The sequence below is a fragment of the Streptomyces sp. NPDC093109 genome (assembly GCF_040701725.1).
Classification (GTDB): domain Bacteria; phylum Actinomycetota; class Actinomycetes; order Streptomycetales; family Streptomycetaceae; genus Streptomyces.
The window spans coordinates 310376-335063 of sequence record NZ_JBFBEZ010000003.1 but is presented as its reverse complement, the minus strand read 5'-3'; the positions used below and the strand labels follow the sequence as shown (position 1 = coordinate 335063).

Below are 24688 nucleotides of genomic sequence, written 5' to 3'. Positions count from 1 at the left end.
GCGGCCGGCGGGCCCGGCGCGTACGGCGCCGGGCTCGTCGGGCTCGTCGGACGGGTCGTCATGCGGCGGCTCCCCGGCGGAGTGCGGTCCGGCCCGCGGCGGACGGGGATGCGGCGGACGGGGATGCGGCGGACGGGGATGCGGCGGACGGGGATGCGGCGGACGGGGATGCGGCGGACGGGGACGCGACCACGCCCGGTGCCGACGAGCCCACCGCCGTCGAACCGGTCACCGTCGAACCGCTCACCGTCGCGCCTGTCACCGTCGCGCTCGTCACCGCCGGGCCGGAGGTTATCGGTCCCGACGTGAACGACCCGCCCCCGCCGCGCGTCCGGTAGCGGCCCACCAGATAGCCGGCCGCCGCGAGGGCCACCCCGGCCACGATCGCCCCGGCCCGGCCGAAGCCGCCGGGCCGCCCCCGTACCCCGTCGCGCAGACCGCGCGCGATACCGGCCGGGAGTACGCGGGTGGTGTAGCGGCGCTCGGACGCGAGCCCCTTGTCCGCCCCCACGCTTCTGGCGACCAGCGCCTTGGAGAGCCCTTCCGCGTACGTGCGCGAGCAGAAGTAGCCGAACCGTTCCCGCGCGTGCGGCACCCGGTGGTGGATGACCGCGCGGTCGTCGATCAGCAGCGTCGCGTCAGGGACGGCGTCGGTGAGCCGGATGCACAGCTCCGTCTCCTCGCCGCCCAGCGGACGTTTGTCGCCGTCCCGCCCGATGCCCGTCGCGAAGCCGCCCACGGTGTCGAACACGGTCCGCCGGAAGGACGCGTTCCCGCCGAGGACGTTACGGACCCGTACCCGGCCCTCGGGCAGCCCCCGGTACGTACAGCCGACGACCCAGTCGAACTCCTCGGGGAACCAGGCGGGCCGGGCGCCCGACGCCCAGGCGGGCACGGTCCTGCCGCCGACGGCCAGCACGCGGCGGTCGTCCACCACCCGCCCCCCGGCCCCGGGCCCGTCGTACGCCTCGTCGAAGACGCGCAGCCAGTCGCGCTCGGCCACCGCGTCGTCGTCGAGGAACGCCACGATCTCCCCGCGGGCGACGGCGATCCCGGTGTTGCGGCCGGCGGACAGCCCGCGCGGCCCCGCGTTGGGCAGCACACGCACCTCGCCGCGCGCCGCCTCCTTCTCGTACTCCCGGACCAGCCGTGCCAGCAGGGCCGGGTGGTGGTCGACCACGAGCAGCGTCTCCAGGGCGGGCAGCGACTGCCGCCGTACGGAGCCGACCGCCGCGCGGATGTCGTCCCAGCGGTCCTCGGTGTACACGCAGATCACCACGGAGAAGGGCCGGTGCCGCGCCGTCATGTCGCCCTCCCCCGGGGGACCGTGACTCCGGCCGCGAGCGGGCGGCGACGCCGGGTCGACCTCGGGACACCGCGCTCGCGGAGGATCACCCCGAGGACCCGCAGCCCGTCTCTGACGGCTCTCAGATTGCTGACCCCGTGGATCCGGTCGTACTCGTGGCTCGGTATCTCCTGCACCTTCAGCCCCGCCTTGACGACCCGGATGTTCATCAGGGTCTCCACCTCGAAGCCGGTGCAGTCCAGCGTGATCTCGTCCAGGCAGTGGCGCCAGAAGGCGTTGTAGCCGTAGCAGAGATCGGTGTACCGGGCGCCGAACTTGGCGTTGACGGCGGCGCAGAGCACCCGGTTGCCGAGCTTGCGGATCACCGTCATGTCGTCCGTGCCGCCGCCGTTGGCGAAGCGCGAGCCCTTGGCGAAGTCGGCGCCGGAGACCAGGGCCGACACATAGGAGACGATCTCCTGGCCGTCGGCCGAGCCGTCCGCGTCGACCATCACGATGATGTCGCCCGTGCAGGCGGCGAATCCGCTGATCAGGGCGTCGCCCTTGCCCTTGCCGCGCTGTTCGACGACCTTGACGTCCGGCCACAGCTCGCGGGCCACCCGGATCGTGTCGTCGGTCGAATCGCCGTCCACCAGGACGACTTCATGGATCCAGCCGGGCAGGGTGCTGAAGACGTACGGAAGGTTCTCGGCCTCGTTCATCGCGGGGATCACGACGCTGACGGGCGGGGTGATCGCGAGGTGCGAGGAGATGGGCCGGTACTGCGGATGACCGCCGGTCGGTGCGGTCGTGGGAACCACGGTCGTGGCAACCACGGTCGTGGGAACCACTAACGGATCTTCGCCCGATACCGCCGGGCGCAGCGAAGCGCTCACGAGTCTCTTTCCCTCTCGTCCGGTGGACCGCCCGCCCCCGGGCGGTCCGGCTGTGTTTCCGGTTCGAAAGGGGGGTTCTCACCCCGCCCATGACGAAAGGGAGCTCCGTGCCGGAACTCCGTGCTGCCGTACTGGATGGGTGAGCTGTGGTACATGCCGCGCGGCACGCGACTCGGCACCACGTAAGAACGCCGAGCGCGACACCCCCCTACCGCGCCCCGCCCCGGGAGCCATCGCGACCTTCGAGCCCTCCCCAGGAGCCGCTTGCATGATGGACCGATGCGGGTGGATGTACGACGGTATTGATGATTGGGACTGTATGGCAAGGGCTGGAACGTGGGCGTGCTTTTCTGATTCTTTGGCCGTACTTCGACGGTCAGTTCCGTAACCTCCCTGATCAAATCCGCTCAACTCGACTGCCGTGGCGGGAATTTCACCGAATGCACTTGGCATGAACACTTCCAGATTAGTGAACTGGCTGGTACGAAATTGGGGGCAGAAACCCTGCTAAGGAGAGGTCCCATGAAACTGTCCCGAATCACGGCATTCTCCGCATCGCTCCTCCTCGGCGCCGTCCTCGCTCTCACCGGAGCGGCCTCGGCCCACGCGGCCCCGACCGTCGCCGCCGTCGACTACGTGGCGCTGGGGGACTCGTACTCCTCCGGTGTCGGATCCGGCGGCTACGACAGTGCCAGCGGCGACTGCAAGCGCACGCCCAGGGCCTATCCGGCCCTCTGGGCGACCGCGAACAAGCCCGCGACCTTCGCGTCCACCGCGTGCTCGGGCGCTCGTACGAGTGATGTGACCGCCGGTCAGCTGACGCCGCTGAACTCCGGCACCGACCTCGTCAGCATCACCGTCGGCGGCAATGACGCGGGCTTCTCCGATGTCATGACCACCTGCGTGCTCCAGTCCCAGGCGACCTGCCTCGCCAGGATCGCCACCGCCCGCTCCTACGTCGACTCGACCCTGCCGGGACGGCTCGACTCCGTGTACACGGCGATCAAGGCCAAGGCGCCCGCGGCCCGGGTCGTCGTCCTCGGCTACCCCCGCTTCTACAAGATCGGCGGCAGCTGCCTCGCCGGACTGAGCGACACCGTGCGTACGGCGATCAACGGCGCCTCCGACTATCTGAACGCGGCGACCGCCAAGCGCGCCGCCGACCACGGCTTCACCTTCGCGGAAGTGGCCGGCGCGTTCACCGGCCACGAGATCTGCTCGGGCTCCGCGTGGCTGCACAGCCTCAATGTGCTCAGCGTCTCCGAGTCCTACCACCCCACCGCCGCCGGCCAGTCGGGCGGCTATCTGCCGGTCTTCGCGTCGGCCGCGTAACGGGGAGAGGTTGGCGGCGTCCCGCCGGGCGCCGCGGGCCACCTCCGTACCGTAATGGGTGAAGTGTCCAACTCGCCCTGAAAAAAGATGGATCGACGCCGGCTGTTCTTTCCCGTACGAGTGTGGTCAATCCCCGAGGCGGGATACACGAGGGTCCGTAAGGGGCGATAGGGTTAACCTGCCCGGGCCGGGTGCCCTCGTACGGGTGGGGAGTGACATGAATCGGATAACGGTACACAGCAGGGCGCGAGTCCCTGCGATCACCTGCGGAAGCAGCGCGTCCAGTTCGCGCCTCGACCGCCATCTCTCGGTGCTCGGCGGTCCCGCCGTGCCCCAGCGCGAGACGGTCGAGGCGACTTTGCTGATGCGCGAACTGACCGCGCGCGACCGCTCGGAGACGCATCGGAACAAGGGCGCGCGGGTCGCGCTCTTCGCACCGCTGCGCCGGCTGAGCCGCTCGCTCTTCGGTGGCCGCCGCTGAGCCTGCCGACCTCCTTCAGCGCGGTGGCGGTTCGCCCATCGGGTCCGCCTCGACCGTGACCGAGAAGGCGAACCGGTCGCCCCGGTAACAGATCCTCGCCACATCCACCACCCGGCCGTCCCCGTCGTACGTCACCCCCGTGTGGTGCAGGATCGGGCTCAGCAGCGGCACCCGCAGCAGCGCGGCCGTCTCCGGGTCCGCGAGCCGCGCCTCCACCGTGTCCGTGATCCGGCCGATCCGCACACCGGCGAGATCGCGCAGCACCTTCGTCATCGGCCACCGCTCCAGATCCGCCACGTCGATCCGGGCCGCGATCTCCGGACGCACCGCGTTCTGGGCCCAGTTGACCGGCTCCCCGCTCTCGCCGTCGGCACGCAGCCGCCGGTACGACACGATGGTGTCCAGCCCCGGGAAGTACTCGGCGAGTTCGGCGGGGACCGGGGCCGGGCCGTGGCCGAGAACCGTCGTCGGCTCACCGGACTGCTGCGCCACGACCGTATCGATCGAACCGAGCAGCCGGCGCGGGGCGCCGCGCCGCGCGCCCGGCTCGATGAAGGTGCCGCGCCGCCGGTGCCGGCTGATCAGCCCCTCCTCCTCCAGCTCCTTCAGCGCCTGCCGCATCGTCAGCACACTGACGCCGTAGTGCGCGGCCAGCCGCTCCTCCGTGGGCAGCCGCAGCGGGTCGTCGGGGCGGCGGCCCAGTATCGAGGCGCGCAGCGACTGCGAGACCTGGTACCAGAGCGGCAGCTTGCGGTTCAGGACCAGCGAGTCGGGGGCGAAGGCGGTCACTGGCGGTTCCTTCCCGTCTTCCTGGGGCCGGGGCAGTGCCCGAAGTGGCGGGTCAGTGCCCGCGAAGTGGCGGATCAGCGCCCGAAGTGGCGTTCCAGACCCTGCCACACCTCGTCGTACCCCCGCTGGAGATGCTCCGCCCCCGCCGCCTGTGCGGTCGCCGTGACCGGCCAGCGGGTCTCGAACATGAAGGCCAGGCCGTCGTCGATCCGCTGCGGGCGCAGCTCGGCGGCGCTCGCCCGGTCGAAGGTCTCCCGGTCGGGGCCGTGCGCCGACATCATGTTGTGCAGCGAACCGCCGCCGGGCACGAACCCGCCCTTGCCGGCCGCCTTCGCGTCGTACGCCCCCTCGATCAGCCCCATGTACTCGCTCATCACATTGCGGTGGAAGTACGGCGGCCGGAAGGTGTCCTCGCCGACCAGCCAGCGCGGCGCGAAGACGACGAAGTCGACCCCCGCCAGTCCCGGGGTGTCGGACGGCGAGGTCAGCACGGTGAAGATCGACGGATCGGGGTGGTCGAAGCTGATGGACCCGAGGACGTTGAAGCGGCGCAGGTCGTAGACGTACGGCACATGGTTGCCGTGCCAGGCGACCACATCGAGCGGCGAGTGGTCGTAGGTGGCGGACCAGAGATTGCCGCAGAACTTGCCGACCACCTCGACCGGCCGCTCGACATCCTCGTACGCGGCGACCGGCGCGAGGAAGTCCCGGGCGTTCGCCAGGCCGTTGGCGCCGATCGGGCCCAGGTCGGGCAGGGTGAAGGGCCGTCCGTAGTTCTCGCAGACGTAACCGCGCGCCGTCGCGTCCAGCAGCTCGACCCGGAAGCGCACCCCGCGCGGGATCAGCGCGACCTGGCCGGGCCGCGCGGCCAGCAGCCCCAGCTCGGTCCGGATCAGCAGCCCGCCGTGCTCCGGAACGATCAGCAGCTCGCCGTCCGCGTCGCTGAACACCCGGTCGGTCATGGAGGAGTCGGCGTGGTAGAGATGCACCGCCATGCCCTCGCGGCGGGTCGCGTCGCCATTGCCGCCGAGCGTCCAGAGCCCGGCCAGGAAGTCGGTGCCGGGGGCGGGCGCCGGGAGCGGGTCCCAGCGCAGCCGGTTGGGGTCGGGGACGGTCTCGGTGAAGGGCGCGCCCCTGAGCCCGCCGTTGCCGATCCGGACGAACGGCGGATGCGCGGCCGACGGGCGGATCCGGTAGAGCCAGGACCGGCGGCCCTGCGCGCGCGGCTCGGTGAAGGCGCTGCCGCTCAGCTGCTCCGCGTAGAGCCCGAGCGGGGCGCGCTGGGGCGAGTTGCGGCCGTGCGGCAGGGCGCCGGGCACCGCCTCCGAGCTGTGTTCATTGCCGAAGCCGGGGGAGTACTCCAGCGCCCCGGCCGTCCCGCGCGTCTGCTCAATGCCGCTCATCGTCCGTGTCGCTCCCTGGTTGTGGCGTCCCGGTCGCCCTGGAATCCCCGTGGCCCTGGAATCCCGGTGGTCATGGCGTCCCGGTCAATCCTATGGATCACCGTAGGATTGGGCGGGCGGTACGTCAACGAGGCGGCGCGGCATGATGGTCCCCGTGTCACGCGACCGTACGAACGCGAACCCGCCACCGCCCGTCCCCGGCGCAGCGCTGCGCCGGGTGCCCGTGCAGCGGCGCAGCGCCGAGCGGCTGTCGCGGATCCTCGACGCCTGCGCGGCGCTGCTGGACGAGACGGGGTACGAGCGGCTGACCACCCGGGCCGTCGCCGCGCGCGCGGGCGTGCCCATCGGCTCCGTCTACCGGTTCTTCGGCGACAAGCGCGCCATGGCGGACGCGCTCGCCCACCGCAATCTGGACCGGTACGCGGAGCGCGTCGGGGTCCGGTTCGGGGAGCTGGGCGCGCGGGACTGGCGGGGCGCCGTCGACGCCGTACTCGACGAGTACCTCGCGATGAAGCGCAGCGTGCCGGGCTTCGCGCTCGTCGACTTCGGCGCGCAACTCCCGCTGGGCACGCGGGTACCGGTGTCCGAGCGCGATCCGGCGCCGGCCGCGGGGCAGACGGCCGGTCAGGCTGCCGGCCTGGCTTCCGGTCCGGTCGCCGGTCCGGTCGCGGGACCGCCCGTCGACCCCAACCGCCAGGTCGCCCACCGGCTCACCGCGCTGCTCGCCGCCCACCTCGGCCGTACGCCCGACGCGGCGCTGCACCGCACCGTCCTGGTCGCCGTCGAGGCCACCGACGCGCTGCTCCAGCTGGCGTTCCACACGGACCCGGCCGGCGACCCCGGGATCGTCCTCGAAACGAGGCTCCTGCTGCGCGCGTATCTCGGGCGGACGCTCGACTGAGCCGGCCCGGGTGGCGGCACGCCAACCGGCGCCGCCCGGCCCGGTCCCCGGGCGGGAAGCGTGTGCGATACACCGTGAGAGGTTCGCCCGGGTCATTCCCCGGCCGTCCGTATTCGGCTACCTTCATGCGTCCACACGGCATACGCGTACGGATCACGGCTCACGGGCGGAACCCATCCATGACTCGCGCCATCTCTCTGCACAGTGTCAGCAAGACGTACGGACGTTCCTCCCGGGCCGTCGACCGCTTCTCGCTCGATATCGAGCCGGGCGAGTTCCTGGTGCTGCTCGGCCCCTCGGGATGCGGCAAGTCGACCGTCCTGCGCATGATCGCGGGGCTGGAGGACATCACCGAGGGCGAACTGCTCCTCGACGGCGAGTACGCCAACCTCATGCCGCCCAGGGAACGCCGTATGGCCATGGTGTTCCAGAACTTCGCTCTCTATCCGAACATGACCAACCGCGACAACATCGGCTTCCCCCTCCGTCTGGAGAACCCGCGCGAGGACCGCACCGCGCGGGTCGACGCCACCGCGCGCATGCTCGGCATCGAGAGCGTCCTCGACCGCTATCCGAGCCAGCTGTCCGGCGGCGAGCGCCAGCGGGTCGCGATGGGCCGGGCCATCTCCCGGCGGCCCTCGGCCTTCCTGATGGACGAACCGCTCTCCAACCTCGACGCGAAGCTCCGCAGCCATCTGCGCGCCGAGATAGCCCGGCTGACGGCCGAACTCGGTGTCACCACGGTGTACGTGACGCACGACCAGGCCGAGGCGATGTCGCTCGGCGACCGGGTCGCGGTGATGCGCGGCGGAGTGCTCCAGCAGGTCAGCGCGCCGCGCGAGGTGTACGCGCTGCCGGAGAACGTGTTCGTCGCCGCGTTCATCGGGACACCGCGCATCAATCTGCTGGAGGCGGTGGTGTACGCGCCGCTGGACGGCCGGATGGCGATCGACCTCGGCCGGCAGCGGCTGCCCCTGCCCGAACCCCTCAGCTCCGACCACCAGTTGCTCCGTATCCAGCAGGGCCGCCGGATCATCGTCGGGCTGCGGTCGGAGGCGGCCAGGATCGCGCCGCCGAGCCAGGCGCGCGCCGGTGAGGTGGCGCTGAGCGGCATCGTCGAGCACATGGAGTACCAGGGACACGAGGCGCTGGTGCATCTCAACACCGGCTCCCGGCCCGCCGTGGTGACCGATCTCGAATCGCCCCGGCCGCGATCGGGTTCGCGCGGACGCCGGGGACCCGGGCTGCTGCGGCGGCTCACGGGCCGGCCGGCCGGGCGCGGTCCCGGCCGTGCGGGGTCCCCGGCGGGTCCGGCGGGTCCGGTGGGTCCGGTGGTGGTGCTGGACGGCGAGGAGAGGGAGCGGAACCGGAACCGGGACCGGTACGGGAGGGAGGCGCCGGCGGAGCCCATGCCGGACCGGGCCACCCTCGCCGCGAGCGACCTGGTCGTCCGTACCGGCCCCGACATGCGGCTGCGGACGGGCGCGCAGGTGCCGCTCCTGGTGGACCTGGCGCACCTCTACGTCTTCGACCACCAGGGCCGCAGAATCTGCCCGGCGCCGAGGGAGGTGCCGGGGCTGGACGAGTAGCGCGGTCATACAACTAGCGCGTACGACTAGCGCGCCCGGGAGCGCGGCCGGGACCGGGACACCGCCACGCCCGCCAGGCACAGCGCGCCGCCGCCGAGTGTGAGCAGGGCGGGGATCTCGTCGAGGAGGAGCCAGGACATCAGCACGACCAGCGCGGGAACGGCGTACGTCGTCGCCCCCATCCGGCCCGCCGTCGTGCGCGCCAGGGCGTACGCCCAGGTGGTGAAGGCCAGCGCGGTCGGGAAGATCCCGAGGTAGACCATGTTGAGGGTGGCTCCCACGGGGGCGCTCGACGCCTCGTGGACCAGCTGTCCCGCGAACGGCAGACACGCGACCGTACCGACCAGGCACCCGAAGGACGTCACCTGGAGCGCCCCGGCGTGCGCCAGGGCGGGCTTCTGCGCCACCACGCCACCCGCGTACGCGACCGCCGCCAGCAGGCACAGCAGTACGCCGAGCACGGAGGCGTGGCCCTCGCCCGACATGGACAGGCCCACCGCCACCGCGCCCGCGAAGGACACCGCCATACCCGCCAGCAGCCGGGGCGGCAGCTTCTCGCCCAGCAGCCCCGCGCCGAGCAGGGCGATCAGGATCGGGCCGATGTTCACCAGCATCGCGGCCGTCCCCGCGTCCACCTCCCGCTCGGCCCAGTTGAGCACGACCATGTACCCGCCGAACCAGAGCACCCCGGAGACCAGGATCCCCGGCCAGGCGGCGCGCGGCGGCAGACCCACGCGCCGGACGGCACAGACCGCGCCGAGCACGAGCGTGCCCGCGAGCAGCCGCCCGAGGGCCAGCGCCCCCGGCGAGTAGACGGCGCCCGCGCTGCGGATGGAAACGAAGGCCGAGGCCCAGAGCAGAACCGTTACTCCGGCGGCGGCGGGCGGTAGCCAGGAAGCGGTTCTCGGGGCGGCCTCCGGCGCCGTTCCCGGGACCCCGGCCGAGCTGGTCGATTGCGTCATAGCGAGAACGTACGCGGGGAACACTTCGGTTCTCACCGCAATATTCTTCCGGGTGGTGGTGGTGGCGGTGGCGCTGGCCGTGGCGGCGGTGAGTAGCCGTACTGAGTAGCCGTACGGATGTGGCCCGCGCCCGCGCCGCCGATGCTGGCACACATGAACGAAACACCGGTCAAGCAGCAGAACACCGCGGCCTACTACGCCCAGGCGGTCGCCTCCTTCGGACTCGCCCTGACCGCTCTGGCCGTCGGCATCGCCAAACTCGAAGCCAGCGCGTGGGTGCGCGGGTTCCTCGCGGTCGCCGTCCTCTATCTGACGACCTCGGCGTTCACCCTGGCCAAGGTGGTCAGGGACCGCCAGGAGGCCGGGCAGATCGTCAGCAGGGTCGACCAGGCCCGGCTGGAGAAGATGCTCGCCGAGCACGACCCGTTCCAGAAGCCCTGAGCGGATCGGAGCGTTCCGAGCGGATCCGCGCGCAGAGCGCTAAGCGCTTGCTCACCCTCGGGGTAGGGTGTGCGCCTGTCGAACCGTCGAATGGACGGCCGAACGAGAGGGGCGTGCGATGCGTACGGCGGAGCACACGGCGGACGGCGAGGACACGCCGTGGGGTGAGGTCACCCCGGAGGCGGCCAGAAAGCTGCTGGTCGCCGCCGTCGAAGCGTTCGCCGAGCGCGGCTACCACGCCACCACCACACGAGACATCGCCGGGCGCGCCGGGATGAGCCCGGCGGCGCTCTACATCCACTACAAGACCAAGGAAGAGCTGCTCCACCGGATCAGCCGCATCGGCCACGAGCGGGCGCTGGAGCTGCTGACGGCCGCCGCCGACGGCGAGGGCACGGCGGCCGAGCGGCTGGCCGAGGCCGTACGGTCCTTCGTCCGCTGGCACGCGGGGCGGCACGACACCGCGCGCGTCGTGCAGTACGAACTGGACGCGCTCGGCGCCGAGCACCGCGCGGAGATCGTGGAGCTGCGGCGCGGCAGCGGTGCGGCGGTGCGGCGGATCCTGCTCGACGGCGTACGGGACGGCGAGTTCGACGTACCCGATGTGCCGGGCACCACGCTCGCGGTGCTGTCCCTCTGCATCGACGTGGCGCGCTGGTTCAACGCGGCGGGCCCGCGCACCCCCGACGAGGTCGGCACGCTCTACGCCGACCTCGTCCTGCGGATGGTCTCCGTCCGGCCCCCGGACGGGAGCCGGCGGTAGGCCGAGGCAGGTCAGAAGTAGTAGCGGGACACCGACTCCGCCACACAGACCGGCTTGTCGCCGCCCTCGCGCTCGACCGTGACCCGGGTCGTGAGCTGCACGGCCGTGTCGCCGCCCGTCGAGATCTCGGTGACCTCCGTCAGGACGGCCGACGCGCGCAGGCGCGAGCCGACGGGCACGGGGGAGGGGAAACGGACCTTGTTGGTGCCGTAGTTGACGCCCATCCGCACGTTCTCCACGCGCAGGAGCTGCGGGACGAACGCCGGCAGCAGCGACAGCGTCAGATAGCCGTGCGCGATCGTCGTGCCGAACGGGCCGGCCGCCGCGCGTTCCGGGTCGACATGGATCCACTGGTGGTCGCCGGTCGCCTCGGCGAAGAGGTCGATCCGCTTCTGGTCGATCTCCAGCCAGTCGCCGGGCCCGAGCGGCTCGCCGATTCCGGCGCGCAGCTCGTCCGCCGATGTGAAGATCCTTGGCTCGGCCATGTCTCCGCTCTCCTGCCTCTCCGGCTGACGTGTTCCCTGGGGGTGTCCAAGCGCTTGCTCAGAACGCGTGTTCAGCATGTGGGGCGGGGATGCTCCTGTCAACGACGTCGCGCGGCCCGCTGTTCCAGTGCCGTGACCGGCAAAGCTTGCCGGGAGGGGCACTAGGGTTCCGGAGTGCCACAGATTCCGGAGAACGTCTCAGAACTCACCGTCGGCCAGCTGTCGGCGCGCAGCGGCGCCGCCGTCTCGGCCCTGCACTTCTACGAGTCCAAGGGGCTGATCAGCAGCCGCAGGACCAGTGGCAACCAGCGCCGCTACCACCGCGACGCGCTGCGCCGGGTCGCGTTCGTACGCGCGGCCCAGCGGGTCGGTATCCCGCTCGCGACGATCGGGGCCGCCCTGGCCGGACTTCCCGAGGAGCGCACCCCCAACCGTGAGGACTGGGCGCGGCTCTCCGGGGCCTGGCGCGCGGAGCTCGACGAGCGCATCCGGCAGCTCGGCCGGCTGCGGGACCATCTGACGGACTGCATCGGCTGCGGCTGTCTCTCGCTGGAGACCTGTGTGCTCTCCAACCCCGGCGATGTCTCCGGCGACAGCATCTCCGGTTCGCGGCTCTTTCCGGAGCGGCCGGGACCGAAGGAGCCGAGGGCGCGCTGACCCGCCGTCCGTACGCAACACCGCGGGGGCCGCCCGGATCACGGGACCGCCCCCGCAGGCGTCAGGCCACCGACGCCAGGCCCAGGCCGGTGCCCCGGTCCCGCAGCAGGGCGCGCTTCGCCTGGGCGAGGGCCTCGCGGGTGAGTACGGGCGGCGGTACGACGATGCCGCAGCCCAGGCAGACCGGTCCCGACCACGGCGCCGAGGACAGGTCGTGGCGCCAGACGATCCCGCGCTCCGCGCAGACCGGGCAGGCGGCGCCGGGACCCGTCTCCAGTCCGGCGATCAGCCGGCGCAGTACCTCGCCGAGCGAGGCGGACGGATGGACGGCCGGGTCGTCGCAGCGTGCGACGCCGTTCCCGCCCCAGGTCCGCCGGTGCCAGTCGTCGAAGCTCCCGGGCCGGCGCAGCCCGTCGTGCTTCTCGCGCCTGCGCCGCGCGGCGAACTCCAGCTCGTACGCGAGCCAGACGGCCCGCGCGTCCTCCAGTTCGTCCAGCGCGGCCGTCAGCCGCGCCGGGTCGGGCGCCCTGTCCTCCGGATCCATGCTGTGCCTCGCGCACAGATGGTCCCAGGTCGCCCGGTGCCCGTAAGGGGCGAATCGTTCCAGGCACTTGCGCAGTGAATACCGTCGCAAGGCCAGATCGCACCGCGGATCGCGCACCTGTCTCGCGAGACTCCGGAACCCGGCCATCGCATGCCACCTCCGTCGCTTCTTCTGCGTTGAGGAATGGACGTACGCCTGCCCCATTCGGCTCCATCAAAAAACAGATGGCACCCATGGAATCCGGCAATTCGGTTGATTTCGACCGATTTTCGTGGCGGATTCACAGGAACCGACGTGTGGAGTCAGGGAAAAGGTGACTGATGTTCACCTTACTCGCGAGTCATACCAGCGGTAACATCCGGCCACCCGCCCTTCCGAGGAGCCCCCATGAGAACACCCGTCGGACGAGCCGTCCGCGTCGGAAGAACCGCCCACACCCGTGCCCGAGCAGCCGCCACCGCCGTCGCCGCGTTCGCACTCGGCGCGGCCCTGCTGTCCCCGCAGTTCCCCGCCGTTGCCCAGAGCAGCGCCGGGGCGCAGACCGCCGCCGTGGCGGCCGACCCCGTCACCGACCACTGTCAGGGCAAGTGCGCGGACATCCTGCCGCCCGGCCAGAACGGCAACGCCACCCTCGCCGACATCCTCGGCAACAAGATCTTCGGCACGTTCCCCGCCCACGCCTCCGACCAGCTCAGCCGGTACGACTCGCTGGTCGCCGGACAGAGCGGACTCACCGACGCCAAGATCACCGACTTCTTCAACGACTCGTCCTTCGGCGTCCCCGCGAACCAGGTCGAGTCCGTCGTCTCCCCGCGCTCCGACGTCACGATCACCCGCGACAAGAAGACCGGCGTCCCGCACATCCAGGGCACCACCCGCTACGGCACCGAGTTCGGCGCCGGCTACGCGGCGGGCCAGGACCGCCTCTGGATGATGGACCTCTTCCGCCACATCGGCCGCGGCGAACTCACCTCCTTCGCCGGCGGCGCGCTCGCCAACCAGGGCCTTGAGCAGCAGTTCTGGCCCGCCGCCCCGTACACGGAAGCCGAGTACGAGGCCCAGATCGCCTACATACGGACGACCCAGGGCGCGCGCGGCGAGCAGGCCATGGCCGACGCGCAGGCGTACATCGACGGCATCAACGACTACCGCCAGAAGGCCAAGGACGGCCGTTACTTCCCCGGCGAGTACGTACTCACCGGCAAGATCGACTCGATCACCAACGTCGGCGAGATCGAGCCCTTCAAGCTCACCGACCTGATCTCCATCGCGTCCGTCGTCGGCGGCCAGTTCGGCGGCGGCGGGGGCGGCGAGGTGCAGGCCGCGCTCTCGCTGCTGGCCGCGCAGGAGAAGTACGGCGTGGTCAAGGGCACCGAGGTCTGGGAGTCGTTCCGCCAGCGCAACGACCCCGAGGCCGTCCTCACCCTCCACGACGGCAGCAGCTTCCCGTACGCGGTGAAGCCGGCGAACCCGCGCGGCACGGCCCTGCCCGACGCGGGCTCCGTCGCCGCCGAACCGCTCGTGTACGACCGGACCGGCTCGGCCGTCACCGCCGCCAAGGCGTCCGTCACCGTCCCGGAAGAACTCGAACCGGCCCAGGGGATCTTCGACGACGGCGTCCTCCCCGAGGGCACCCTCTCGGCCAAGAAGGGGATGTCCAACGCGCTGCTCGTCTCCGGGCAGCACACCGCAAGCGGCAACCCGATCGCCGTGTTCGGCCCGCAAACCGGCTACTTCGCGCCACAGCTGATGATGCTCCAGGAGCTCCAGGGCCCCGGCATCAGCGCCCGGGGTGTCTCCTTCGCCGGAGTCGGCATGTATGTCCAGATGGGCCGGGGCCAGGACTACGCGTGGAGCGCCACCTCGTCCATGCAGGACATCACCGACACGTACGCCGTCGAGCTGTGCGAGCCCAGCGGCGCCACCCCGACCAAGGCGTCCACGTCGTACCTCTACCGCTCCGTCTGCACCCCGATGGAGAAGATGGAGCGCAAGAACTCCTGGAAGCCGACCACCGCGGACTCCACGGCGGCCGGCTCGTACCGGCTCCAGGTCTGGCGCACCAAGTACGGCATGGTCACCCACCGCGCGACCGTCGGCGGCAAGCCCGTCGCGTACACCTCCCTGCGCACCACCTACCGGCACGAGGCCGACTCGATCATCGGTTTCCAGATGTTCAACGACCCCTCGTACGTCAAGGACGCGGCCTCCTTCCAGCAGGCCGCCGACCACATCGGCTACGCCTTCAACTGGTTCTACGCGGACTCCCGCACCGCCGCCTACTACAACAGCGGCCTGAACCCGGTGCGCGCGGCCGACGTCGACGCCTCGCTCCCCGTCAAGGCCGAACGCGCCTACGAGTGGCAGGGCTTCGACCCCGCGGCCAACACCGCCTCGTACACCCCCTTCGCCCAGCACCCGCAGTCCATCGGGCAGGACTACTACATCTCCTGGAACAACCGGCAGGCCAAGGACTACGACGCGGCCGGTTTCGGCTACGGCGCCGTGCACCGCGGAGATCTGCTCGACGACCGGGTCAAGGCGCTCGTGGCCGGCGGCGGCGTGACCCGCGCCTCGCTCACCCGCGCGATGGCCGACGCGGCGGTCACCGACCTGCGCGGCGAGCAGGTGCTGCCCGCGCTGCTCAAGGTGATCCGCTCGGCACCGGTCACCGACTCGGCGCTGAACACCGTCGTCCAGCAACTGGAGACCTGGCGCACGGCCGGATCCCAGCGCAAGGAGACCAAGCAGGGCTCGCGCACCTACACCCATGCCGCCGCCGTACGGATCATGGACGCGTGGTGGCCCCGGCTGGTCGAGGCGCAGTTCAGGCCGGGCCTCGGGGACGGCCTCTACAACGCGCTCACCGCCTCGCTCGCGATCGACGAGTCCCCGGCGTCGAGCCACGGCCCGACGGGCGCGCACAGCGGTTCGTCCTTCCAGTACGGCTGGTGGGGCTACGTCGACAAGGACCTGCGACAGGCCCTCGGCGACCCCGTCCAGGCACGGACCCCGGAGACGTACTGCGGCGGCGGCTCGCTGACCGCCTGCCGCGACACGCTCCTCGCCACCCTCAAGACGGCGGCGGCCGTGCCGGTCAAGGAGGTCTACCCGGGCGACGAGAGCTGCTCGGCCGGCGACCAGTGGTGCACGGACGCGATCATCCACCGGGCGCTGGGCGGCATCACGCACCCGACGGTGAACTGGCAGAACAGGCCGACGTACCAGCAGGTGGTGGAGTTCCCGTCACACCGCTGACGCGCAGGCGCTGGCACGCAGGCGCTGACACGCTGACACGCTGAAGGGCGGGCCGGGCCCGGGGTGCGCGACCCCGGGCCCGGCCCGTACGTGCTCAGCGGTAGTGCAGATACCCCTGCCGTACGGCGCGGAACGCGGCCAGGTCGTCCTGCCACGCTCCGACGACCTCGTCCGTGTCCGCGCCCGCGTCGATCAGGGTACGGACCGACGCGGAGCCCGTCAGCCTGTCGATCCAGTGGTCGGCGCGCCACGCGAAGCCGCTCCACGACCGCTTCGCCGTCACCAGCAGGGCGATCGCGGTCCGGACGGGATCGAAGGCCGCCCGGTCGTGCACATGGAGCTGTACGCCGCCGATGGTGCGCCCCTCGAACTTCGAGAACGTCGGGGTGAAGTACGCCTCGCGCAGCCGCACACCGGCCGGCCCCTGACCGTTCGCCGCCTCGGCCCAGCCGCCGTCGATCCCCTCCGCGCCGAGCAGTTCGAACGGACGGGTGGTGCCGCGCCCTTCCGACAGATTCGTGCCCTCGAAGAGACAGGTGCCCGAGTAGACCAGCGCGGTGTCCGGGGTGGGCATGTTGGGGCTCGGCGGCACCCAGGGCAGCCGCGTCGCGTCGAAGAGGTCACCGCGCCGCCAGCCCGACATGGGGACGGTGTCGAGCTGTACGGGCGTCGCCAGGAACTCGCCGTTGAACAGCCGGGCCAGCTCGGCGACGGTCATGCCGTGCGCCTGGGCGATCGGCTCGCGCCCGACGAACGTGGCGAACTCGCGGTGCAGGACGGGCCCGAGCGCCGCGCGCCCGCCCACCGGGTTGGGCCGGTCCAGCACGACGAAGCGCTTTCCCGCCAGGGCCGCCGCCTCCATCGCGTCGTACAGCGTCCAGATGTACGTGTAGAAGCGGGCGCCCACGTCCTGGATGTCGAAGACGACGGTGTCGACTCCGGCGGCGGCGAAGACGTCCGCCAGCGCCCGCCCGCTCTTGAGGTACGTGTCATGGACCGGCAGCCCGGTCGCCGGGTCGTCGTACCGCCCCTCGGACCCGCCCGCCTGCGCCGTACCCCGGAAGCCGTGCTCCGGGCCGAAGACGGCGACGAGGTCCACCCGGTCGTCGGCGTGCATGACATCCACGATGTGCCGTACGTCGGCGGTGACGCCGGTCGGATTGGTCACCACGCCGACCCGCTGCCCGGCCAGCGCCCGGTACCCGTCGTCGGCGAGCCGCTCGAACCCGGTCCGCACCCGCGCCGGCGCCGGGCTGGCTTCCGGCGCCTGGTCGGCCTCCGGCGCCGGCGCGCCGGTGGCGACGGCCGGAGCGAGGGCCCCCAGCGCGGCCCCCGCCCCCGCCACTCCGCCCGCACCCAGCAGATCCCGTCTGGACAGACCCACTCCGCCACCTCCGTGATCGACGCTCTGCCGTATCTTCCCCGAGAGGAGGTACCAGGGCCCGGACTTCGACAACAACCGGCCCCGTGTACGGATGCCCGAACAGTTTCTGCCCGGAGGTTTCGTCAACGCGGTCGTGCGTGCCGGAGACACGGTGCGCCGTCCGGCGTCGACGCGCACGGAGTTCGTGGGGGAGCTGCTGAGGCTGCTCGATGTCAGTGGCTGGAGTGGTGCTCCGCGGTATCTCGGTGTGGACGACGAGGGACGTGAGGTTCTCGGTTATCTCGATGGCCATGTGGCGTGGGAGCCGGAGCAGCCCGCTGCTGTCTCGTCCGACGAGAGCCTGGTGGCGGTCGCCCGGCTCGTGCGTGAGTTCCACGACCTGACGGCCGGCACCCGGTTGGCCGGAGACCAGGAGGTCGTGTGTCACAACGACCTGTCGCCCAAGAACACCGTCTACCAGCTGTACGGTGGCGAGCTTCGGCCGGCCGCGTTCATCGACTGGGACCTTGCCGCGCCGGGCGCGCGTATCCACGACGTCGCTCATGTCTGCTGGCAGTACCTCGATCTCGGCCCCGCGGTTACCGACGTCGAGGAGGCGGCCCGGCGCATGAGGCTGATCGTCGACAGCTATGAGCTGTCCGACAGGCACCATCTCGTGTCCACGATCCTGTGGTGGCAGGACCGTTGCTGGCGGGGCATCAGGAGCCGGGCCGATGCGGGTGACGTCGCCATGGCCCGGCTCCGTGACGCGGGGGTGGTGCGGCACGTGCGGACGGCCCATCAGTGGGTATCCGACCACCGGGCCGCATTGGAACGCTCAGTGCGGTGAGCACGTGGGTCAGGCCGCCGCTCAGAACTCGGCGGCGACCCGGAAGAGCGCGGGGTGAGCGGTGGCGAGGTCGGGGGAGATGCTCGGGGCGTTGTCGGCCGCGCGCCAGGCGTCGGGGGTCTCCCAGTGCGCGACGGCGACCAGTTGGAAGCGGGTGTCCGGAGCTGTCGCGCGGTGCAGTCGGTTGTCACGGAAGCCGGGGGACTTGGTCATCGGCTCCGCGTGGTCGAGCCAGTGCGGCAGGAACTCGTCGATCCGCTCGGCGGGCAGCTCGTAGGCGGTGACGACGGTGATGCCCGGCCCGTCGCCCGGGCCGCTTCCCGCCGCGCGGAACTCGGCCGCCACCTCGTACCAGCCGCCGCGCACGGTCGCGTAGCCGGTCGTGGTGGCCGCCGACGCGGTGAAGCCGGGATGCGTCAGCGCCTTGTCCCGGGCTTCGGCGCTGTCCCAGTGCGCCACATTGACCAGGCCGAACCGGGACTCCGGGGACAGCCCGCGGTGCAGCCTGGCGTTCCGGAAACCGGGGGCGGTGTGGATGAGCCCGACGCGCTCGCGCCAGTGCGCGACGGACTCGTCGATCCGGTCCTCGGGCAGTTCCCATGTGTCGATCAAGGTGATTCCATTGTCAGTCACCGTGTCATCGTGAGACCTCAACTGCGCTTCAGGTCAAGGGGCTTGTTCCTCCAGGCCGCCTTCCCCGCTCCATACCGACCGGTTAGTCTGCTCGGATGGATGCGATGCGTGGAGCCGGGGTCGTAGTGACGGGTGCCGGGGGCGGGATCGGGGCCGCGCTGGCGCGGCGGTTCGCCGCCGAGGGGGCCCGGGTGGTGGTCAACGACCTCGACGCGGGCAAGGCCGCGGCTGTCGCCGCTGAGATCGGGGCCGTCGCGGTCCCCGGGGACGCCTCGCTGATCGTCGGGGACGCCCGCGACGCGCTCGGCGGCGTGGTCGACATCTACTGCGCCAACGCCGGGGTCGGCTCCCCGCCCGGCCATGAGCTGCCCGGCGACGACAGCTGGGCGACCGCCTGGGACGTCAACGTGATGGCGCACGTACGGGCGAGCCGGGAGCTGATCCCCGGCTGGCTGGCGCGCGGGGAAGGGCGGTTCGTCTCCACCGTCTCGGCCGCCGGGCTGCTCACCATGATCGGCGAGCCCGCCTACAGCGTCACCAAGCACGGCGCGCTGGCGTACGCGGAGTGGCTCTCGCTGACGTACCGGCACCGCGGCCTCAAGGTCCACGCGATCTGCCCGCAGGGCGTCCGTACAGACATGCTCGCCGCGACGGGCACCGCCGGGGAAGTCGTGCTGGCGGCCACCGCCATCGAGCCCGAGGCCGTCGCCGACGCCCTGTTCAAGGCCATGGCGGAGGACCGTTTCCTCGTACTGCCGCACCCCGAGGTGGCCGGATTTCATCAGGCGCGCGCCGCTGACCCCGATCGCTGGCTCGACTCGATGAACAAGGTCCAGCAGCACTGGGAGGGCGTGGACGGAGTGGAGAGAGGGCGGGGGGGCAAGGACGCGTGACCATGACGTGACCACGAATGGGAAGATCCTCGGGTGGGAACCGCGTTACCGGTCTCAGGGTTCCACAGCGGGTTGAAAGGCGGGTGGCCGAATATGGCCAGGACAACGGACGGGGACGGCACGCCCGTACCCCGGCGGCTGCTGGCCGCCGCCACCCGGCTCTTCGCCGAACGCGGCTACGACCGCACCTCGGTCCAGGAGATCGTCGAGGCGGCGGGCGTCACCAAGGGCGCGCTCTACCACTACTTCGGCTCCAAGGAGGACCTCCTCCAGGAGGTCTACGCCCGCGTCCTGCGGCTCCAGCAGGAGCGCCTGGACGCCTTCGCCGACGCCGAAGGCCCGGTGGCCGACCGGCTGCGCGCGGCGGCGGCCGACGTCGTCGTGACGACCATCGAGAACCTCGACGACGCCGCGATCTTCTTCCGCTCGATGCACCATCTGAGCCCGGAGAAGCACCAGAACGTACGGACCGAACGCCGCCGCTACCACGAGCGCTTCCGCGCCCTGGTGGAGGAGGGGCAGCGCACCGGAGTCTTCTCCACCGCGACCCCCGCCGACCTGGTGGTGGACTACCACTTCGGCTCCGTCCACCACCTCTCCACCTGGTACCGCCCCGACGGCCCCCTCACCCCGCAGCAGGTCGCCGACCACCTCGCGGACCTGATGCTGCGGGCGTTGCGGCCGTAGGGACGGCTGCCCCGGCTGTCGTCAGGCGTACTTCTTCAGCTCCCGGCGCGCCAGCGACCGCTGGTGCACCTCGTCCGGGCCGTCCGCGAGGCGCAGCGTACGGGCGGCGGCCCAGAGTTCGGCCAGCGGGAAGTCCTGGCTGACGCCGCCCGCGCCGTGCAGCTGGACCGCCGAGTCGATGATGCCGACCACCGCGCGCGGTGTCGCGATCTTGATGGCCTGGATCTCCGTGTGCGCGCCGCGGTTGCCGACGGTGTCCATCAGCCAGGCCGTCTTGAGCACGAGCAGCCGCAGCTGCTCGACGCTCACCCGGGCGTCCGCGATCCAGTTCTGTACGACGCCCTGCTGGGCGATCGGCTTGCCGAACGCCGTACGGGACACGGCGCGCCGGCACATCAGCTCGATGGCCCGCTCCGCCATGCCGATCAGCCGCATGCAGTGGTGGATCCGGCCGGGGCCCAGCCGGGCCTGGGCGATGGCGAAGCCGCCGCCCTCCTCGCCGATCAGGTGGTCGGCGGGGACGCGCACCTCGTCGAAGGCCACCTCGGCGTGGCCGCCGTGGGCGTGGTCCTCGTAGCCGTACACGCGCATCGCGCGGCGGATCTCGACTCCGGGGGTGTCGCGCGGGACCAGGACCATCGACTGCTGGCGGCGCGGGTCCGTGCCGTCCGGGTCGGTCTTGCCCATCACGATGAAGACCGCGCACTCCGGGTTCATGGCCCCGGAGATGTACCACTTGCGGCCGTTGATGACGTAGTCTCCGCCGTCGCGCCTGATCAGCGTCCGGATGTTCGTCGCGTCCGACGACGCCACCTCGGGTTCGGTCATGGCGAACGCCGACCGGATCTCGCCCGCCAACAGCGGTTCCAGCCACTGCTTGCGCTGCGCCGCCGAGCCGAACTGCGCGAGCACCTCCATGTTCCCGGTGTCCGGCGCCGCGCAGTTCAGCGCGGTCGGCGCCAGGTGCGGGGAGCGGCCGGTGATCTCGGCGAGCGGCGCGTACTGGAGGTTGGTCAGCCCGGCGCCGTACTCCGCGTCGGGGAGGAAGAGGTTCCACAGGCCCCGGCTGCGCGCCTCGGCCTTCAGCTCCGGCACGATCGCGGGCGTGCCCCAGGGGTCGGCCAGCGCCTGCCGCTGCTCGTGCGCGACCGGCTCGGCCGGATACACGTGCTCGTCCATGAAGGCGAGCAGCCGGTCGCGCAACTCCTCGGTACGGGCGTCGAATGCGAAGTCCATGGGTGTACTCAGCCTTCCTTGAGGGTGGTCAGACCGTGCTCGATGAAGACCGGGACGAGATCGCCGATCCGGTCGAAGCCGGTACCCACCGTCTGCCCGAGCGTGTAGCGGTAGTGGATGCCCTCCAGGATCACGGCGAGCTTGAACCACGCGAAGGCCGTGTACCAGCCGATGGCCGAGGTGTCCCGGCCCGAGCCCGCCGCGTACCGCTCGACCAGCTCGGCGGGCGCCGGATGCCCGGCGGCGTCCGCCGTCGTACTGATCGGGGAGCCCGGCACGTTGAGCGGCACGCTGTACATGGCCAGCAGTCCGAGATCGGTCAGCGGATCGCCGAGCGTGGACATCTCCCAGTCGAGGACGGCGTTGATCCGGTCGTCGTCGCCGAGGAGTACGTTGTCGAGCCGGTAGTCGCCGTGGATCACGGTCGGCGCGGGGGAGCCGGGCAGCGACCGGCCCAGCGCCGCGTGCAGTTCGTCGACGCGGGGCAGCGGGCGGCTGCGCGAACCGTCGAGCTGCTTGCCCCAGCGGCGTACCTGCCGGCCGAGGAAGCCGTCCGGCCGTCCGAAGCCGGCGAGGCCGACCGCCCCGGGGTCCACGGAGTGCAGTTCGACCAGCGTGTCCACCAGCGCGAGGACGGCGGCCCGGGTGCGCGCGGGGCCGAGGGAGGCCAGCTGGCCGGCCGTACGGTACGGGGTGCCCGCCACGTGCTCCATGACGTAGAACGGCGCGCCGAGCACCGACGTGTCCGCGCACAGCAGCAGCGGTCGCGGCACCGGGACCGCGGTCGGGTGCAGGGCCTCGATCACCCGGTACTCGCGCGTCATGTCGTGGGCGGTGGCGAGCACATGGCCGAGCGGCGGCCGGCGCACCACCCAGCGGGCGGTGCCGTCCGTGACCGTGTACGTCAGATTCGACCGGCCCCCCTCGATCAGCCGCGCGTCGAGCGGGCCGCCCACCAGGCCGGGCAGCGCGCCGTCGAGGTGGGCGCGGAGCCGCCCGGGGTCGAGCCCGGGCGGTGCGTCGGCGGGAACGCTCATCGGGCGTACCTCCGTAGCGGGTGCGGACGGGCGAATGGCCCCATGATGCCGACCAGTCGGTATGTAGTCCAGTGCCCGTACGTGTACGCGTACACGTACGGGCACGTGTACGTGTACCCCCTCCGCGGCGTGTGGCCCGCGACGCCCGTCAGGCGTGACAGGCCACCGGCACCCCGCCGTTCACCGTCATCATGTCGATGAACGCCCCGGCCAGATCGAGCGGCGAGCCGTCCGGCAGCCCGTCCAGCTCCGCGTACGCCCGGTGCAGATTGGCCACCAGCCGCTCGCTCTCCCGCCACTGGGCGAACTCCCCGAGGTCCGCGCCCCGCGCGGCCTCCAGCGGCGTCAGGCCCTTGGCGTGGGTCTCGGCGGCCAGCTCGGTGACGTACCGCAGATAGCGCTCCGTCGCGTCGTACACCGACGCGTCCCCGACCGGCCCGTGACCCGGTACGACATGGGTCGCGTCGAGCGAGCGCAGCAGGTCGAGCGCCCGCAGGGAGCCGCGCAGCGAGCCCATGAGGACGAACGGCGTGCCGCCCCGGAAGATCAGGTCCCCGGTGAAGACGATCCCGCGCTCCGGCAGATGCACGATCGAATCCCCGATGGTGTGTGCGGGCCCCGGGTGGATCAGCCTGACCTCGGTCCCGCCCGCGTGGAGGGTGAGCCGGTCGTCGTACGTCAGGGTCGGCGTGGTGATCGTGATGTCGCCGAAGTCGGTGTCAGGCCAGACCAGATGCAGCTGGTGCCCGGCCGCGTCCTGCTCACTGCGGCACGCCTCGTGGCCGACCACGGTCGCCTCCGGCACGAACACGCCGTTGCCGTACGTGTGATCACCGTGGTGGTGGGTATTGACGACGGTACGCGGCAGCGGCGCTCCCGCCGCCCGCACCGCCTCCCGGAGCGCCAGCGCCCGCCGCTCGGTGGCCGCCGTGTCGATCAGCAGGGTGGACTCCCCGTCGCTGACGAAGCCGGCGTTGTTCAGACACCAGCCGCCGTCCGGCTGGACGTAGGCGTACACGTCGGGCGCGAGACGGACGGTGTACGGGTCAGTGGCGGGCATGGGGGCTCCCGGGGGTCGGTACGAATGGTCACCCCGACCCTTTCAGCTGACGCCACACCACCGAAAGCGGGTCCCCGGCCGTACACGTTCCCGGCCGCTCCCGGCCGCCCGCGGCCTCCTCGTCCCAGCACGCCGCTCCCCGCTCCCCCGGCTTGCGGACGGGGCCTGGGCGTCGGAGTGTCGGGGCATGACGATGAAGGCCATCACGTACCGCCGCTACGGCGGTGCCGACGTCCTGGAGTACGGTGACCGCCCCGAGCCCAAGGTCGGGCCCGACTCCGTCCTGGTCGAGGTGCGGGCGGCGGCGGTGAATCCCGTCGACTGGAAGTGCCGCGAGGGCTACCTCGACGGGATCCTCGACACCGTCTTCCCGGTGATCCCCGGCTGGGACGTCGCCGGAGTGGTGGTGCGGCCCGGGGCGGCCGTCACCGAGTTCGCCGCCGGGGACGAGGTCATCGGATACGTACGGGAGGACTTCCTGTCGCGCGGGACCTTCGCGCAGTACGTGGCGGCCCCCGTCCGTACGCTCGCCCGCAAGCCGAGCGCGCTGAGCTTCGCCGAGGCGGCCGCGCTGCCGCTGGTGGGGCTCACCGCGTACCAGGTGCTGCACCGGGTGCTGCGGGTGCGCGCCGGTGAGACCGTGCTCGTGCACGCGGCGGCGGGCGCCGTCGGCTCGACGGCCGTGCAGCTCGCCAGGTACCTCGGCGCCCGGGTCATCGGCGCGGCCCGCGAGTCCGGGCAGGAGCGCGTCCGCGCGCTCGGCGGGGAGCCCGTACGGTACGGGGCGGGCCCGGACGAACTGGGCGCGCAGGTGCGCGCGCTGGCGCCGGACGGGGTGGACGCGGCGTTCGACATCATCGGCGGCGACCTGCTGCGGGCCACCCCGCCGCTGCTCGCGCCCGGCGGCCGGCTCGCCTCCATCGCGGACGGCGGGGTGACGGAGCTGGGCGGCCGTTACGCCTTCGCGCGTGCCGACGCCACCGACCTCGCGACACTCGCCGCGCTCGCCGAACAGGGCGTGCTGGAGGTCGGGGTCGCGCGTACGTACCCACTGGAGCGGGCGGCGGACGCCTTCCGCCACGCCGAGGCGGGCGGGGCCGGCGGCAAGGTGGTCGTCACGGTCGGCCCGGCCGGCTGAGGGGA

The 24688-nt window shown here is 71.8% G+C and carries 24 protein-coding genes; 12 read left to right on the top strand and 12 right to left on the bottom strand.

The features are described from left to right. Positions 1-58: 58 nt before the first annotated feature. Both AB0389_RS05865 and AB0389_RS05860 read right to left on the bottom strand, forming a co-directional pair. A complete protein-coding gene (locus AB0389_RS05865; RefSeq protein ID WP_366394061.1) occupies positions 59-1306 on the bottom strand; it encodes a glycosyltransferase family 2 protein in 1248 nt (415 codons plus the stop codon). Continuing rightward, entirely contained in the window at positions 1303-2121 is an 819-nt protein-coding gene (locus tag AB0389_RS05860) for a glycosyltransferase family 2 protein (protein ID WP_366394093.1), read from the bottom strand. Before AB0389_RS05860 ends, AB0389_RS05865 begins: the two co-directional genes overlap by 4 nt. A 582-nt stretch (positions 2122-2703) precedes the next feature. On the opposite strand from AB0389_RS05860, the gene AB0389_RS05855 reads away from it, so the two are divergent. Both AB0389_RS05855 and AB0389_RS05850 read left to right on the top strand, forming a co-directional pair. Then, positions 2704-3513 carry an SGNH/GDSL hydrolase family protein gene (locus tag AB0389_RS05855; RefSeq protein WP_366394060.1) on the top strand — a complete coding sequence of 270 codons (810 nt, stop codon included), beginning with the start codon at positions 2704-2706 and terminating at the stop codon, positions 3511-3513. Positions 3514-3730: 217 nt separating this feature from the next. Continuing rightward, entirely contained in the window at positions 3731-3994 is a 264-nt protein-coding gene (locus AB0389_RS05850; RefSeq protein WP_366394059.1) for a hypothetical protein, read from the top strand. 15 nt (positions 3995-4009) lie between these two features. On the opposite strand, the gene AB0389_RS05845 is transcribed toward AB0389_RS05850, so the two are convergent. Beyond that, on the bottom strand, positions 4010-4783 hold the full coding sequence (locus AB0389_RS05845) for a GntR family transcriptional regulator (RefSeq protein ID WP_366394058.1): 774 nt from the start codon (positions 4781-4783) through the stop codon (positions 4010-4012). Between the two features lie 74 nt (positions 4784-4857). After that, positions 4858-6186 carry a homogentisate 1,2-dioxygenase gene (hmgA, locus tag AB0389_RS05840; RefSeq protein WP_366394057.1) on the bottom strand — a complete coding sequence of 443 codons (1329 nt, stop codon included), beginning with the start codon at positions 6184-6186 and terminating at the stop codon, positions 4858-4860. A gap of 145 nt (positions 6187-6331) precedes the next feature. Here hmgA and AB0389_RS05835 point away from each other — a divergent pair, with 145 nt between their 5' ends. Then, positions 6332-7087, top strand: a complete 756-nt coding sequence (locus AB0389_RS05835) for a TetR/AcrR family transcriptional regulator (protein ID WP_366394092.1) — start codon at positions 6332-6334, stop codon at positions 7085-7087. Positions 7088-7266: 179 nt separating this feature from the next. Further along, entirely contained in the window at positions 7267-8676 is a 1410-nt protein-coding gene (locus AB0389_RS05830; protein WP_366394056.1) for an ABC transporter ATP-binding protein, read from the top strand. Between the two features lie 26 nt (positions 8677-8702). Here the strand turns inward: AB0389_RS05830 and AB0389_RS05825 are convergent, their stop codons facing one another. After that, entirely contained in the window at positions 8703-9638 is a 936-nt protein-coding gene (locus tag AB0389_RS05825; RefSeq protein WP_366394055.1) for a DMT family transporter, read from the bottom strand. Positions 9639-9791: 153 nt separating this feature from the next. Here AB0389_RS05825 and AB0389_RS05820 point away from each other — a divergent pair, with 153 nt between their 5' ends. Both AB0389_RS05820 and AB0389_RS05815 read left to right on the top strand, forming a co-directional pair. Then, complete coding sequence (locus tag AB0389_RS05820) at positions 9792-10079, top strand: YiaA/YiaB family inner membrane protein (protein ID WP_366394054.1); 288 nt, start codon at positions 9792-9794, stop codon at positions 10077-10079. A gap of 118 nt (positions 10080-10197) precedes the next feature. Further along, positions 10198-10842, top strand: coding sequence for a TetR/AcrR family transcriptional regulator (locus AB0389_RS05815; protein ID WP_366394053.1), 645 nt, complete (start codon positions 10198-10200; stop codon positions 10840-10842). An 11-nt stretch (positions 10843-10853) separates the two neighbouring features. On the opposite strand, the gene AB0389_RS05810 is transcribed toward AB0389_RS05815, so the two are convergent. Beyond that, positions 10854-11327 (bottom strand): MaoC family dehydratase, encoded by a 474-nt coding sequence (locus AB0389_RS05810; protein ID WP_366394052.1) that lies wholly within the window; start codon positions 11325-11327, stop codon positions 10854-10856. Between the two features lie 174 nt (positions 11328-11501). Here AB0389_RS05810 and soxR point away from each other — a divergent pair, with 174 nt between their 5' ends. Then, a complete protein-coding gene (gene soxR, locus AB0389_RS05805) occupies positions 11502-11984 on the top strand; it encodes a redox-sensitive transcriptional activator SoxR (protein WP_366394051.1) in 483 nt (160 codons plus the stop codon). Positions 11985-12045: 61 nt separating this feature from the next. On the opposite strand, the gene AB0389_RS05800 is transcribed toward soxR, so the two are convergent. Further along, a complete protein-coding gene (locus AB0389_RS05800) occupies positions 12046-12675 on the bottom strand; it encodes a hypothetical protein (protein WP_366394050.1) in 630 nt (209 codons plus the stop codon). Positions 12676-12915: 240 nt separating this feature from the next. On the opposite strand from AB0389_RS05800, the gene AB0389_RS05795 reads away from it, so the two are divergent. Then, entirely contained in the window at positions 12916-15786 is a 2871-nt protein-coding gene (locus tag AB0389_RS05795; RefSeq protein ID WP_366394049.1) for a penicillin acylase family protein, read from the top strand. 94 nt (positions 15787-15880) lie between these two features. Here AB0389_RS05795 and AB0389_RS05790 read toward each other — a convergent pair whose 3' ends face one another. Next, positions 15881-17170: a DUF1343 domain-containing protein gene (locus AB0389_RS05790; protein ID WP_366394048.1), complete on the bottom strand. Its 1290-nt coding sequence runs from the start codon at positions 17168-17170 to the stop codon at positions 15881-15883. Positions 17171-17261: 91 nt separating this feature from the next. Here AB0389_RS05790 and AB0389_RS05785 point away from each other — a divergent pair, with 91 nt between their 5' ends. Next, entirely contained in the window at positions 17262-17999 is a 738-nt protein-coding gene (locus AB0389_RS05785) for a phosphotransferase (RefSeq protein WP_366394047.1), read from the top strand. A gap of 21 nt (positions 18000-18020) precedes the next feature. Here AB0389_RS05785 and AB0389_RS05780 read toward each other — a convergent pair whose 3' ends face one another. Further along, positions 18021-18632: an antibiotic biosynthesis monooxygenase family protein gene (locus AB0389_RS05780; RefSeq protein WP_366394046.1), complete on the bottom strand. Its 612-nt coding sequence runs from the start codon at positions 18630-18632 to the stop codon at positions 18021-18023. 95 nt (positions 18633-18727) lie between these two features. On the opposite strand from AB0389_RS05780, the gene AB0389_RS05775 reads away from it, so the two are divergent. Both AB0389_RS05775 and AB0389_RS05770 read left to right on the top strand, forming a co-directional pair. Beyond that, complete coding sequence (locus tag AB0389_RS05775) at positions 18728-19525, top strand: SDR family oxidoreductase (protein ID WP_366394045.1); 798 nt, start codon at positions 18728-18730, stop codon at positions 19523-19525. 93 nt (positions 19526-19618) lie between these two features. Then, positions 19619-20212: a TetR/AcrR family transcriptional regulator gene (locus AB0389_RS05770; RefSeq protein ID WP_366394044.1), complete on the top strand. Its 594-nt coding sequence runs from the start codon at positions 19619-19621 to the stop codon at positions 20210-20212. Positions 20213-20233: 21 nt separating this feature from the next. Here AB0389_RS05770 and AB0389_RS05765 read toward each other — a convergent pair whose 3' ends face one another. From AB0389_RS05765 to AB0389_RS05755, 3 genes are all read right to left on the bottom strand, one after another. Then, positions 20234-21448, bottom strand: coding sequence for an acyl-CoA dehydrogenase family protein (locus AB0389_RS05765; protein WP_366394043.1), 1215 nt, complete (start codon positions 21446-21448; stop codon positions 20234-20236). An 8-nt stretch (positions 21449-21456) separates the two neighbouring features. After that, complete coding sequence (locus AB0389_RS05760; protein WP_366394042.1) at positions 21457-22485, bottom strand: phosphotransferase family protein; 1029 nt, start codon at positions 22483-22485, stop codon at positions 21457-21459. Positions 22486-22633: 148 nt separating this feature from the next. After that, positions 22634-23545 carry an MBL fold metallo-hydrolase gene (locus AB0389_RS05755; protein WP_366394041.1) on the bottom strand — a complete coding sequence of 304 codons (912 nt, stop codon included), beginning with the start codon at positions 23543-23545 and terminating at the stop codon, positions 22634-22636. A 193-nt stretch (positions 23546-23738) separates the two neighbouring features. Between AB0389_RS05755 and AB0389_RS05750 the strand changes: the two genes are divergently transcribed. Next, positions 23739-24683, top strand: coding sequence for an NADP-dependent oxidoreductase (locus tag AB0389_RS05750; RefSeq protein WP_366394091.1), 945 nt, complete (start codon positions 23739-23741; stop codon positions 24681-24683). The last annotated feature ends 5 nt before the right edge of the window (positions 24684-24688 follow it).